Source organism: Stutzerimonas stutzeri, assembly GCF_000935215.1.
In the GTDB taxonomy this organism is placed as follows: domain Bacteria; phylum Pseudomonadota; class Gammaproteobacteria; order Pseudomonadales; family Pseudomonadaceae; genus Stutzerimonas.
In genome coordinates this window covers 1-13,512 of the sequence record NZ_JXXD01000146.1, presented here as the reverse complement: position 1 = coordinate 13,512, position 13,512 = coordinate 1, and the positions used below count along the sequence as shown (strand labels likewise).

Annotated in this window: 9 protein-coding genes; all 9 read right to left on the bottom strand. The window is 58.1% G+C overall.

The genetic code is table 11. The features are described 5' to 3' along the window. Positions 1-98 precede the first annotated feature (98 nt). The gene (locus LO50_RS15745; RefSeq protein ID WP_336434169.1) at positions 99-1,076 is read right to left on the bottom strand and encodes a DUF4113 domain-containing protein; all 978 of its coding nucleotides are present in this window, start codon (positions 1,074-1,076) and stop codon (positions 99-101) included. Positions 1,077-1,553: 477 nt separating this feature from the next. Then, on the bottom strand, positions 1,554-1,841 hold the full coding sequence (locus LO50_RS15740) for a hypothetical protein (RefSeq protein WP_044315593.1): 288 nt from the start codon (positions 1,839-1,841) through the stop codon (positions 1,554-1,556). A 328-nt stretch (positions 1,842-2,169) separates the two neighbouring features. Next, positions 2,170-2,823, bottom strand: coding sequence for a conjugative transfer protein MobI(A/C) (gene mobI / locus LO50_RS15735; RefSeq protein ID WP_044315592.1), 654 nt, complete (start codon positions 2,821-2,823; stop codon positions 2,170-2,172). Between the two features lie 225 nt (positions 2,824-3,048). Continuing rightward, the gene (locus tag LO50_RS15730; RefSeq protein ID WP_044315591.1) at positions 3,049-6,150 is read right to left on the bottom strand and encodes a type III restriction-modification system endonuclease; all 3,102 of its coding nucleotides are present in this window, start codon (positions 6,148-6,150) and stop codon (positions 3,049-3,051) included. 103 nt (positions 6,151-6,253) lie between these two features. Further along, positions 6,254-7,936, bottom strand: coding sequence for an RNA-binding domain-containing protein (locus LO50_RS15725; protein ID WP_020306878.1), 1,683 nt, complete (start codon positions 7,934-7,936; stop codon positions 6,254-6,256). An 11-nt stretch (positions 7,937-7,947) separates the two neighbouring features. Next, positions 7,948-9,822, bottom strand: coding sequence for a site-specific DNA-methyltransferase (locus tag LO50_RS15720; RefSeq protein WP_044315590.1), 1,875 nt, complete (start codon positions 9,820-9,822; stop codon positions 7,948-7,950). A gap of 10 nt (positions 9,823-9,832) precedes the next feature. Further along, entirely contained in the window at positions 9,833-10,654 is an 822-nt protein-coding gene (locus LO50_RS15715) for a DUF4391 domain-containing protein (RefSeq protein WP_336434168.1), read from the bottom strand. Then, positions 10,624-11,157, bottom strand: a complete 534-nt coding sequence (locus LO50_RS15710; RefSeq protein ID WP_044315588.1) for a hypothetical protein — start codon at positions 11,155-11,157, stop codon at positions 10,624-10,626. The genes LO50_RS15715 and LO50_RS15710 overlap by 31 nt, the downstream gene beginning before the upstream one ends. A 33-nt stretch (positions 11,158-11,190) precedes the next feature. After that, positions 11,191-13,512: DEAD/DEAH box helicase (locus LO50_RS15705; RefSeq protein WP_044315587.1), on the bottom strand; the 2,322-nt coding region annotated here is incomplete at its 5' end.

Below are 13,512 nucleotides of genomic sequence, written 5' to 3'. Positions count from 1 at the left end.
GAGTCCATTACAGCCTTCAAACCGCTCGCTGCGCTCACTGGGACGGCTTAAAGCCGATAACAGTCATCAATGTACGCAGCGCGTGCCCGGCGCTAGTCTCACCGCACCACCATCAACTCATCCCACCTCGTCGTATACCGCTGGCTCATCATCTCCCGCTTCATCGACCACTCCGCAGTGGCGGGAATGCGCCCGAGGCGTACCGTTCCCCTGCCCTCTCGCGCATTAATTTGATCGACCACGGCCATCAGTCGATCGGCACCTAGGCGCGGGGCGGCGGCGAACAGGTCACCAGTGAATTCGCCTCGCTGCCGCAGATCCATCAGCAGCACCTCGGCTTTGCTGTAGGCGTAGCCATGCCGGTAGATCGCTTCAAGCCCGCGCACGGCTGCAGCGGCGAGCACGCGAGTGTCGTCGGTCGGGTACGGCAGAGGGCAGCTGATGGCGTTCGCGTATCGCGGCTGGTTGGGGTTGTGCATGCCGGTACGGATGGCAACCTGCAGCGCGCCGGCCAGACTTTGCTGGGAGCGCAGCTTCTCGGCGGCCTTGGTAACGTAGGCCACGACCGCCTCGCGGATCGGTGCGATGTCGCGCAGGCGGCTGCCAAACATTTTCGAGGAGCAGATCATCTGCCGGGGCGGTACCGCCTCCTCCAGCTCAAGGCAGGAGATTCCATGCAGCTCGCGGGCGGTTTTCTCCAGCACCACGCTGAATTGCTTTCGCAGCGATGCGGAATCGTACTGCGCTAGGTCCCAGGCGGTCTGGATGCCCAGCGGGCGCAGGCGGGTAGTCAGGCGCCGGCCGACGCCCCACACTTCGCTCACCTCGGTCATCTTCAGCAGCCGGTCGCGTCGCTCCGGGTCGCTTAGGTCGATCACACCGCCGGATTTGCGCCAGGTCTTGGCTGCCCAGTTGGCGAGCTTAGCCAAGGTCTTCGTTGGCCCGATGCCCACGCCAACCGGTATGCCGGTCCACCGCAGCACACGCTCACGCGTCTCATACCCTAGCGGCACCAGGTCGCCGGTTATCCCCGTCAGGTCGGCAAACGCCTCGTCGACGTAAAGGAAAGATGTCAACCCATGGACATCGGTTTGAATGAATATTTGTGAGGGTTTAGATTAGGTATTCGATGTCCATAGACCACCCGCATTTTTCACAGAAACGGATCACGTGATGTCCATGACGATTACGCGAATTTTGTGGCGACGAAAGCTAGCGTGATTAAGATGAGCCCGATCCAACAGTCCAAATTCATCCAATCTGGTTGTTATGCGGCATCCTTGAGATACTTAATTCGAGGTGCACATTAACCGCTCATCTGCGGTTGGACCAGAAGCAGCCCTTGCTGCTCACGAAAACTTTGCAATGATCTTCCACAGATTGCAGCTCTGCCTGGGAGCAATACCAGCGCGGCCCAGCCGGAGGTGGCCGATAACGCCGGCAGCGAGTCACGAGATTTAGTGCTTGCACTGCCTCCGTTTCGGGGACTCGCCGCCGCCAGCGATATGGCAAAGCCCGCGTAGTACAACACGGGCTTTTTTATGATTATCTGCTCAACTCAACGGCTTCACGCGCGCCCGGCGATAGCTGACGAGAAACCGGATGAGATCATCCAGGCGATACCGTGAAGAATTGCCAATGATTATGAAAGGGAGGGAGTAGTTGCGAGGAGACGGCCGGATTGCAAGCTCAATCGACTCCACACTCAGAACGTGCGCGACTTCGTTGGGGAGGAGCAAGAACGGCGACTCATCACGATGACGACCGAGCCGCGTGGCGATATCAGCAAGAACAAGTGCGCGCGCAGAAATATCAGCGGAATAACTCTTTTTGAGACTCATAAAAACTCCTTGGAGCGGCAGGTTTGCCGTCACGTATAGTTTTTTACGATGTCCGTTGGTTGTGTTTCGTCAAACTGACGGATTATTGAAATTACCCCGAGCTCCCCTTCCGAAGGATACTTAAACTAGAGCCTCATTGGCTTTACTTCTGGTTATCGCTGATTTTTACAACCAACAGATCGGCGTTTATACAAGGCCGGTTCGGCATGCTGCCAGCAGTGGTGCCACCACTTATTTCTTCAAAAAAAGAAAGAAATTGCCACTCCGGAGAGAGGTCCTGAGATGCAAAAAAGCCCGCGATCACAAGCTGTGCCACGGGCTCGGCGCTCTAAGGAAAATAGTCCAGCCAGAAGGGCGACGAGCGTAAAAACTCCTCGCAGGGCTCAGCACACCAGCAACCAAAGCGACAATCCAAAGGATCATCGAACGGAATAGTGTTGGGACGAGAGTTGACGAGTCGCATCTGCGAGATTGCAGTCATGGCTCCAGAAAGAGTTGACAGCCAATGCGTAGCGCGGCGCAAAGCGGAAAACTGATCCTCCGCTGCTCGAATTGCCTCTTTTTCGATCGCCGAGCAGGGCTTGAAGTTCTTCGCGGGAACCCTGAATTGGCTATCGCTGCGGATACCCTCCGAAAATACGGTGTCTCCGTACCTGCTTTTGTAATGCAGCCACTCTGCGGATAAACCGTTGGGAGTGGCTTTTATCCGAACATCATGGATCCATGGCCTGCCCCGGCGATGCCCCTTTTGATATTCAGCGCGCTTCTCTCGAAACTGCTGTTGCTCATGCCTCGCCTGTTCCTGCAAAAGACCTGCCATCATATCAAGCCACGCCCGCAGAATGGGGGTGATGGAATCAACAAGCTCCTTGATCCGAACAACATCTGGGGGCACTTCCGCTGTCAGATTTTGATTGATTGCTAGAAATATCTTTACGGACTTTTCAATTTCCGTTAGGTCGAAATCGCCGTTGGCACTCATTTTTCGTTCCTCGTTAGAACAAGGAAAATTATCGAGCCAGAGGTGCGAACCGGAGTTGGTGAAAAAGCTTAATAAGGCCAATTAGGCGAAGATTCGATACTCGCCCCCTCATTCCGCTGAGCCTTGCAGTGGAACGAGGGGGGGGCATTCCACCAAGATAATAGATGGAACGGGGGGTACAGCTATCGGCGAAGCGCCCCAGCCAGCGCGCGCTTGCCGCTACTATCAGCCAGCGACAGGCGCCACGATGTCCATCAGCTGTGCGTAATCGGTCACCACGTCGTACCTGACGCGGTCCTGCGTGACACGCTGGCTAATCTCATCGAAGAACCTGCGCGCGCATTCGATCTTGGTCTTTTCGATCTCTCGCAGCTTCAGCGAGGACATGGACCCCTTGGTTTCAGCCACGAAATAAATATGCCGCACGTTACCCTCGCGGAACGAAATTGCCCAGTCCGGGTTGTAATCGCCCACCGGGGTCGGAATCAGGAAGCCGCGCGGGAGTTTGGCGTACACCACCACCTCGCTGCTGGTATCCAGCTCCTGCACAAAACGGCGCTCGATATCGGAGTCAACGATGGCGTAGTCGTAGATATGTTTGCTCAGCTTTGCCGAGGCACGGGAGAAGTCCTGGCCTACCTGGTTGGCAGTGAAGATCGACACGTCGTGCTGCTGATCCAGCTCGTCATACACCAGCCGCTCAATGACCATCGCGGCTTTCTGCTCGATGATCAGTCGCGACGCTTCGGCAATGAAATGCTCCGGGTTCTGGCTGAACTGCTTGAACACCGCAGGCTGAATACCTTGCAGAATCTCAGCTGTGGTCTGGCGGGTCAGCTGTGAAGCCGCGGAAACCTTGCCTAGCAAGTCATAGCGAACCGTCGAATGAATGGAGTCGGCGTACTCGGTCGCCGTTTCTTCCACCTTGAAGCCACCGCCAGCACGCAGTTGCTCATCCGTCAGGCCGCTGTGCTGGATGCCCTTGTGCACCGAGTATTGCAGCGGGGTAACACGCAGCTTGCTGTCGAGCGCAGCGATGCACTTGCGCACCAGCTCGGGCGAGTCGAACTCGACGCGGTACACCGCCCTGCGGTTGATCCGGTTCCAGAGCTCCTGGAACTCCTTCTTGTCGAAATTCGCGTTGCGCGGATTGGTCTTGGGCTTGCGGCCGTCGTCCACCCTGGGCAACTGCGCATCGCTAAACACGCTGTCGATCAGCTCGAAAATATGATCGGCATACGGCTGCAGCTCTGCCGGCAAGGATGCCAGCGTGCCAGCGGCTTTATCCTGGTGGTATGCCTCTGCGATCTGGTCCGTATCGTCGGTGTAGTCATTTTTCGCCAGGTACCGATAGATCTGCTTAGCCATGGCCGGCGTCACTTCGACCGGCCCTTGCTCGGTGCTCAACACCTTGCCGGTGAAGTAGCTTTCGGTAGCCTGGCGAGGCCGTGCCGTGAGGGTTTCGGCGATCTCCTGCTGCAGCCCGGCCACGAAGCTCTGATAGCTTTCGCTGGCAATCACCGTGAGCACGTTAACGTCGTGTACCACGGCCGGATGATCTACACGGTCGCCATGCTGGTCTACACACAGCCGCAAGCCGCGCCCCACTTCCTGACGGCGGGAGATGCTGTTGTCGCTGTGCTTGAGCATGCACATGACGAAAACGTTCGGATTGTCCCAACCTTCGCGCAACGCGGAATGAGAGAAAATGAAGCGGGTAGGCTCGGCAAACGACAGCAGCCGCTCCTTGTCCTTGAGTATCAGGTCATAGGCGTCTACATCATCCGAATCGACCGCCCTGGCCCCTACGGCCGGGTCTTTCAAGCGGTTGGTTTTCTTGTCGATGGAGAAATAGCCATTGTGGGTGGCCTGCGCGTCGATTCCTGACAGGTACTGGCGATAAGCATGATTGTCCAGGTCCAGCTCCGACAGGTACTCGTCTTTCAGCTGCTGGTATTCCTCTTCAAAGGTCCGAGCATAATCGCCCTTCTCATCGGCCTGGCTGTAGTCACGGTACTTCACCACCTCATCGATAAAGAACAGGGACAGCACCTTGATGCCCTGGGCGAACAGCTGTTTCTCCCGGTCCAGGTGGGCCTTGATGGTTTCGCGAATCTGGATACGGCGGATGTCGCGCTCGGACACATCACCATTGGCCTCGCCGGCCTTCAGCACGAGGCCGTTGGTGAACTCCACGGTATCGGCATTGGCGTCGATCTGGCTGATGACAAAACCGTCGCGGTACTGATCCAGCTCGCCGGATACCGCGAATAGATCATCGCGAAACGCCAGGCGGCGCAGCTGGCGTTTGATCTCTCCAGACTTCAGTTTCACCTCAAGCTCGATGCGCGCCACTGGCGCCTTGCTGGAGATGTCGATGCCCTCCAGGTACAGATAACTATTGGTGCCGGCCTGCCCGCGCGTCTGGATACCACGCACGGCGATCTTCTTTACGAGCTTCTGGTTGTAGGCATCCAGTGCGTCGAGGCGGTGAATACGGTTGTGCAGCGTACGGTGGGTGGCCGAGTAGCGTAGAATCATTAGCGGCTTGAACTTGGGCAAAGCCTCCATGGTGGCGGCACCTTCCATCTTCTGCGGCTCATCCAGAATCAGGATCGGACGGTTGGCGGCGATCACGTCGATGGGCTTGCGCGACTGGAAGTCATCCAGCTCGTCGTAGATGCGGCGATTGTCAGCACCACGGGCATTGAATGCCTGGATGTTCATCACCATCACGTTGATGCCGGCATCTGAGGAGTAGCTCTCCAGCTCATGCAGCCGCTTAGAGTTGTAGGTAAAAAACCGAGCCTTCTTGCCGTAGCCTTCAGTGAAATGGTCGGCGGTGATCTGCAGCGACTTCTGCACACCTTCGCGGATGGCAATCGACGGCACCATGATGATGAACTTCGACCAACCGTAGCGCTTGTTCAGTTCGAAAATCGTCTTGATGTAGCAGTAAGTTTTTCCGGTGCCGGTCTCCATTTCTACATCGAGGTGGATCCGCGAAGCCGCCAGTGCCTCCTTCTTGTAGGTCGCCTTGACCGGCACGCGGGCACCCTTGGCATCGAACGTGGTGAACTCGACTAGAGTCTGGGATACCGGCAGGTTCTGCCGACGCTGAACCTTCTGGATGTTCTCCAGCAACTGCATGTCGCTCAAGACAAGGTCGGCGTTCTTGAAGCCATCCTCGAAAGCGTTCGCCTGGCTTTGCTGGCCAGGATCAATGCGATAGGTCAAGCCATTGCTCAGTGGCTGGCCGGCAAAGCAGTCCACCACGGACTCGACAGCATGGGTCTGGTAGGGCTGTACTTTGAATTTGAATTTCATCTCACCACTGACCTTCTCTGCAAGCTCTCTGCAGGCTGCAGCCTACAAATAACTGTAACCTATTGATTTTTAATGGCTTTACCAAGATCTCTTTGCAGGCTCTCTATTTTTCTCTTTTGAAGCTCTCTGCAATTTTCCAGCAAGATGCGGTATCTGAACCCGTGTTCACAATGACCCCGCGGCGCCTCAGCTTCGTCAGCAACGTGCTGATCTTGTTGTATTTTTGCTGCGGGTCCAGCGCATCACTAAGCTTGTCGAGCAGGAGCTGGTTGATCTCTGCACGGCTGGCTTGCTCGAAGCGCTCTAGATAATCTGTAAGCAGCTTGGCGTAGAACTCGTCGTCTTGGGCGCGGGTACGGATGTAGTCCGCCTTACTGGCAGTGACTTTGGCAACGCTTGCGGAGACATGGAAGTTAGGCTTGCGGCCTTCAATCAGCCCGGCGCGCTTGAGGCGCGAAACCGCATCGTCCGGAATCGCCAGCTTCTTCTGGACTCGATCGAGGGCGAGCACGTCCTCCAGCGGCAGGTCTGTTTTTTGGATCAACAGACGGCTATAAGCCGGGTCCACCACCTGACCATGGATGGTCAGCCGCACCATCTGCGGTTCACTCAGGTCGTAATCCGGCATGGGAAAGAAGCGCCGGGCCTGGCGGGCGTGCATGTCATGGATGCCGTAGCCCATGGTGTCGATCATGTTCAGCTCAGCCATCGCCTGGGCCAGGAAAGGATTACGGTAGCGCCGTGGCGTGCGGGTGCCAGCAATGTAGTCGGCAGGCTGTCCCTCGAAAAAGCCACCTTCATTCTCCAACACCAAACGATCAGGAAACTCCGTCACCACGATTCGGCCATTGCGGCTGTAATCCTGGTGGGCAATGCAGTTGTGCAGAGCTTCGAGGACAATCTTCTGGTCGTACTTGGCCAGTTCCACCGCCAGCAATTGGTCATCCGGCAATAGGCGCACCTGAATGTTGCGAATCCTGCGATACAAGTCGCTGCTGGCGAGCAGGAACGGCGGGTCAAAATGCTCGTAGGCCCGCTCCGGCCCCTCCAGCCTCCAGGTCATTTGCGCGGGGTGGGGCGACAAAAGATGGGCGGCCTCCAGCTTGCCAAGCAACAGCAAGGTCGTCCGCGTGATCTGCCCGTCACGCGTCAACTTGGCGCGGTCGAGGAAAGTAGTAACCGGCCAGCCCATCACCTCGTCCAGGTCGAACCGGTTGGCGTATTTCTTGGCAAAGGATTCGCGAGCCGTATTCAGGGCAACGCTGTCCAGGTGGGATAACTTCGCGCCCGGCACCAACTGGGCCGACCAATCGGCGGCGCCCACCTGAGCGCGGATCTCGTCGAGCTTATCGAGCCCCAGGTGGGTCAGGCTCTCCCCGGAGCGGGCGTAATAATGCCCCTTCCAGGCAATCGGCAAGCCAAGCGGTGCTGCGGGGATCTCGAAAAGCAGTACCCGACCCTCGTCCAGCTTCAACTCATGGATTTCACGCAGGGTGACGCTCGGCTCCGTAGAGTCGGAAACTTCCATCTTCAGGTTGTGCAAACGCTCGGGCTGCGGGCGGTAGTCAGTACCTCCATCCGCCACCCAACGGGTGCGGTTGTCCACACCGAACACCAGCCAGGCACGGTCCTGATTACGCAGGTTCGCCTCGTTGGCCAGGGCAGAGAAGTAGCGGCCGATCTTGTCGCTGGAATAGTCATTACCAGCGCGCTTGAACTCCACCACCTCACCCTCCCAGCGCTCGACCAGTGACTCCAGCAACGCCTGCAAAGCCTGATGATCCATTACGGCCTCCGTCAAAGCGTCCTGACTTCAGTGCTCGGCGACAGCTGACGGAAGATCTGTTCGACGTTGATCTTCAGCGCATCGGAAGCAAAGCCATTGTCGCGGAATACCACCCGCAGCGGTTCGGCCTTGGCCAGCTCCTTGACCAGCTCCTCGCTGATGCCCTGGTCGAAGCAGGCGACCAAGGCATTGTCGTCGACGACGAACACCGTCTTGCCCTGCAAGGTTTCGCGGCGGATAGGCAGGGTCAGATCCACACCCCAGTCCACAAGCACTTGGAACAGCAGGTCTTCGTTAGTACGGTCAGGCTTGACGTTGTCTACCGACTCGAACAGGTCTGCCTGCGATAGCTGATCCGGGCGGTAGTACACGTCCTTCAGATTGGAGGTGTCGACCTTGAGTACGCGGAAGCCGAGGTCAAGATTGTCCGCTCCCTCCTGATTTCGCAGTTCAGCGATGACATTACGAACTCGGGTCAGACCCATCTCGAAAATCGAGCCAAGCCCCGGTTCAGGCTTGGGCAAAGGTTCGGCAATCTGCACACCGATAAATCGGCGGTTGCCGCCGTCTTCGGCATTCTGTTTCAACACTGCGTGAGCTGAGGGAGCGCTGCCGCTGAAAAAATCTAGAACAATGTCATTTTCGTGGGACGCGGTAGCCAGTCGAAGGACGCGCTGCAACAGCTCAACCGGCTTCACAGAGTTGAGGACATTCTCCGTATTCTCAAAGTGGACATACTTAAGCAGAGTTTTTTTGGCTTCCTGCGTATGCCCAACCTCTTTGTAGAGCCACAAGGTTTGTGGCGTTTTTCCTTGTTTCACTTCAGAAAGGAACCGTTTTAGACGGGGCATATTGCCTCCATCCTCACCCCACCAAATCCGGCCATCCTCATTAAGCTTTTTGAAGCTTGATTCGCTAAACCTCCAATATGTACCTGTTGGAGGACCAACTATTACTCGCCCGGAAGGCGACTTTACTGAATAGAGGCCAGCATCATAACGGTTGCGGGCTGTCAGATTATCCGACTGCCAAGGGCCACGCGAATCGTTATCCGGATTTTTGTAGCGAGCCAGCATCTCTTCAGTCTGCTCAAGGAGGTTTGGTCTCCACTGCTCACCGGACTTGGCATAAACAAGGATGTAATCGTGGTCCTCTGAGAACCATTTAGCAGAGTTTTTTGGTGCAAAGACCTTCTGCCAAATCAGCTGCGCGACAAAATTTTCCTCCCCGAAAATCTCGCCACATATTTTCCGCAGGTTATCGATCTCATTGTCATCCATGGAAATAAAAATAACGCCATCGTCGCGCAGCAGATTCCGAGCCAGCCGCAGTCGCGAATAGATCATGCTCATCCAGTCCGAATGAAAGCGCCCGTTGGCTTCGGTATTGGCCACCAGACGCGTGCCAGCCTCATCGGTCTGGCTCGATAAGGCGAGATAGCTATCGGCGCTCTCCTTGTAGTCGTCGTCATATATAAAATCACGACCGGTGTTATAGGGCGGGTCGATATAAATCAGCTTGACCTGCCCCAGATAACTTTCCTGCAGCAGCTTGAGGACTTCCAGATTGTCGCCTTCGATAAACAGGTTGCGCGTGCTGTCAAAGTCGACGCTTTCCTCCCGACTGGGTCGCAGCGCCTTGGCAATCGGCGCATTCGCTAGCGCCAACGCCTCCCTCTTCCCCGGCCAATCCAACCGATAGCGCTCTTGCGGGCCTTCGACAATGGAATGATTGAGCTCCTGTTTGAGCAGGTCGAAGTCCACCGCCAGATGCAGCTTGCCGGTCTTGTCGTTCCGCGCCTCGGTCACGCAGCCGGGAAACAGCTCGCGAATCTTGGCGATGTTCTCCTGGCTCAGGTCGGGGCTGTGCATCTTCAGTTTGTCCATCGGGTCTCTCTCAATGTTGTGCGGCAGCGGCCTGCTGACGGATCAGCCGCTCCAATTCCTGCCTGGCATCGCGCAGCTCGGCATTGATGGCTACGCGCTTGTTGAACTGTTTTTCGCGGCCAAGGCGCGCCTTGATCCGCTCGATCTCCTTGCCCTTGGCGGCGATGCGCTCGGCCAGGGCAATGCGCTGCTCCAGGCTGAGGCTGACCGAGCCAGCAGCGGCCTGTACTGTGGTTGAGTAAGGGGCCGGCGCTTCCCTGGCGGAGACAGGCATCGGCTCCGGCTGGCTCTGGCCTGCCACCAATGGGCTCAGCAGCTGCTCGTAGAGAGCGGCCATGTCCAGCACCACGGGCAGTGGCTGGCGGGGCGACTCTTCCGGCAGCCACTCGCTCTCGAAGTAGTTGCCCACCACCCAGTGGCTGCTGTTGGCTTCGCTCGGTCGCTTCCAGGCCGCCGCCAGCTTGACCCGGCCACCGTGGGTCAGCTCGAAGAGCAACGGAAACGGGATGGCCTCGTCGATGGCGCGCAGCACGGCATGATCCAGCCCTGCGCTGCGCAGCTCGATGTGGAACACCTGAATCTCGCTGACCGCGCGGGTCGCCGGCAGATTGAGGGTCTCGGGAGCCAGCTTGTAGGCCCAGCGGATCTGCTCGACCTGGCTGACGAAGGTGTCACGTAGGGCGCTGTCCGGCTTGGCGCGCTCGTAGATCTTCGACTTGGGTATCACCCGGTCGAACCTGGCCTTTTCCGGGAATTTGAACAGTTGTCCGCAGCTCATGAGGCTCATGCCGACGAACAGGCCTAGAGGGCCTTCTTGTTGAACAGCTTCCAATGCCCTTCCTCATTGCGCTTGAGGGTGTAGCGCACCTTCAGGCTTGGGCAGCAGCGGCCATCGTTCTCGGCATAGTCCCGACCATCGATGACGATCACATCCCCGGTGTTGGCTACGACAGCATCGTAACCCGTGCTGGAGTAGAACTCGAACTCGGTCACCGGCGAAGACTTGTGCGGGTCCACATAGAAGGTGTTGCCCGCGCCGACCTTGACGATTGACAAGTGGACGCCGGTCGTGCCGCTGCCACCGGCACAGCCAATATCACCGTTCCAGATGACGGCATACTCGGCCAGCTCCCTGTCGTAGAGATCTGCCCACGGCACCAGGGTCATGAATTCCTGGTGCACGTACTCGGGGTCGACGCAGGCGATGCTCTCGGCATGCTTGTAGGCAGCCGCAAGGGCCTGACGCTTGATGTCCGCTTCGGACGGCACGGTGCTGGCGGTCGCCGCCGAGGCGAACAGGCTGGAAAGAATGGCTGCGGCGAGTGTTTTCCTCATTTGGGTTCATCCATGAATGCAAGGGGCGAGGGTTCAGATGACCACGACGAAAGCGATCAGCTCGAAGTCGTCGAGGCCGGTAATGCTGTCACAGAGCGCTGTGGTTCTTCCGCCACTGAACAGGCTGTCGATGTCCTTCTCTTCCTGCACCTCGATCATGGCGCGAATGGCCTGGTCGAGCAGGTTGGAGTAGGCCTGCATCTGGCGGCCATCGTCAGTGGCCTGGTTGAAGCGCTGGTAGGCGTCGGCAATCGGCTGGCTGTAACCCTTGCAGGCGCTGCGGGCCAAGTCCAGCAGGCGCTTGGCTTCGGTGTGGTCGCTGATGACCCGGCCATCGTTGCCGATGTAGATCAGGTAGTAAGGGTAGAGGCGGTTCTGCTGGTTGATGTCCACACTATGGTTGCGGTTGCGCAGGGTGAAGATCACGCCGGGCAGTAGGCCCACCTCGGGATGCGCCGGCACCACGGCATGCAGACCATTGGGCAGGTGGTCCAGCTCGCCGTGTTGTTTGATGTAATTGAGCAGGTCCATGCGGAAGTCGTTGAGGCCGAGGTCGGTGATGGAGACACCAGTCTTGATGTCCTCCATCTCGATCACTTCGTCCTGCAAGCGACGTAGCTGCTCCTTGCGGTAAGCCACGTCGTTGGCTTGGGCGTTGAGCACGTTGTCGTCGCCGGTCGCAGTGACGTCGGCGATCATCATACGGTTCTCCACCCGCTCCTTGAGGTTGATGTACTCGTCGAGGCTGATGTCCGGCCAGTAGTTGACCAGCTGGATACTGGCGTTCTGCGAGCCGATCCGGTCGACGCGACCGAAGCGCTGGATGATGCGCACCGGGTTCCAGTGGATGTCGTAGTTGATCAGATAGTCGCAGTCCTGCAGGTTCTGGCCTTCGGAAATGCAGTCGGTGCCGATCAGGATGTCGATCTCCCGCGGCTCGTCCGGGTAAATGGCGGCCTTTTCCTTGGAGCGCGGCGAGAAAAGGGTCAGCAGGCCCTGGAAGTCGTAGCTCTGCCGGCTGCCGGGCATGTTGCCGAGAGTCGACTTGGGCGCATCGCTACCGGTGACCTTGCCGGTATGCACCTGGTGGTGGCGCTGCAGATCGCTGGCCAGGTTGTCGTAGAGGTAATTGGCGGTGTCGGCGAAGGCGGTGAAGATCAGCACCTTGCGGTTGCCGGGGTTGATCGGCGAGGCGAGCTTGCTGGCGATCTGGGTTTTCAGGTGCTGCAGCTTGGCATCGTCGGCCGGGGTGACCTTGCGCATCTCGCCGAGCAGTTCGTCGATGTACAGTAGATCGGTCTGCAGGTCCTGTTCCCAGGAGGGCAGGTCCATGTCGGTCAGGTTGATGGTGATCTTCTTGCCGATGCTGAAGTCGCCTGGCACAGGCAGGCTGTCATCGTCGAAATCGACATCCTCGAACGCCGCCGAGACGTCGGCAAAGCCGCTTTCCTGACCAGTCTTGTGGAAGTTGGCGATCCTCTCCAGCGCATTGCGGTGGCTAGCCTGCAGGCTCTGCAACGTCAGGCGGAAGGCTTCCACCGAGCTTTCCAGGCGCTTGAGCAGGTTGGTGGTCATCAGTGCCTGCAGGCTCTTCTCGCGGTCGGCCTGCTTGAGCTTGCCGCGCCCGCCTTCGGTCTGGGTGTCGTACAGCTCTTCGTATTTCTTCAGCCGGCTGGGCAGGATGTAGCTGACCGGCGCATACACGGCGAGCTTGAGCAGCGAGAGCTGATCGAAGATCTCGTTGAAGCCGATCACGTCACCGCGCTGGGTCAGCGGGCAGTGGAAGGACAGCGGCTTGCGGCGCTCGGGGAAGCGGCCGATTTCGGCGGTGTTGTAGAAGGTTTCGATGTGCCGGCGCGAGCGGGCGATGGTCACGCTGTCGAGCAGCTCGAAGAAGTCGAAATCGAGGCTGTTGAGGATCGCCGTGGCGGTGCGCTTCTCTGCTGGCAGGTTGGACCAGGCGTTGAAGGCGGCCTGGGCGCGGCGGAAGATCTGCTCGATGTCCTGGTCGCCGCGCAGGCGCTTGCTCAGCGCTTCACTGTCGCCTTCGTAGGCCAGGGCCAGCTGGTTCTTCAGGTCGTTGAAGCGGTTGTTGACCGGGGTGGCCGAGAGCATCAGCACCTTGGTCTTCACTCCCTGGCGGATGACCTGGTTCATCAGCCGCTGGTAGCGGGTTTCCTTGTCCTTGTAGGCGTCGTTGTTGCGGAAGTTGTGGGACTCATCGATCACCACTAGGTCGTAGTTGCCCCAGTTGACCCGGCCCAGTGGAATGCCCAGCGAGGTGCCGCGGGTACGGCTGAGGTCGGTATGACACAGCACGTCGTAGTTGAAGCGGTCCTTGGCGAAGATGTTGGT

Bases quoted from the DNA above. Each gene is read 5' to 3' on its own strand.
- LO50_RS15740 (WP_044315593.1), bottom strand. From the start codon at position 1,841: ATGAGTCTCAAAAAGAGTTATTCCGCTGATATTTCTGCGCGCGCACTT.
- mobI (WP_044315592.1), bottom strand. From the start codon at position 2,823: ATGAGTGCCAACGGCGATTTCGACCTAACGGAAATTGAAAAGTCCGTA.
- LO50_RS15730 (WP_044315591.1), bottom strand. From the start codon at position 6,150: ATGAAATTCAAATTCAAAGTACAGCCCTACCAGACCCATGCTGTCGAG.
- LO50_RS15725 (WP_020306878.1), bottom strand. From the start codon at position 7,936: ATGGATCATCAGGCTTTGCAGGCGTTGCTGGAGTCACTGGTCGAGCGC.
- LO50_RS15720 (WP_044315590.1), bottom strand. From the start codon at position 9,822: ATGGACAAACTGAAGATGCACAGCCCCGACCTGAGCCAGGAGAACATC.
- LO50_RS15710 (WP_044315588.1), bottom strand. From the start codon at position 11,157: ATGAGGAAAACACTCGCCGCAGCCATTCTTTCCAGCCTGTTCGCCTCG.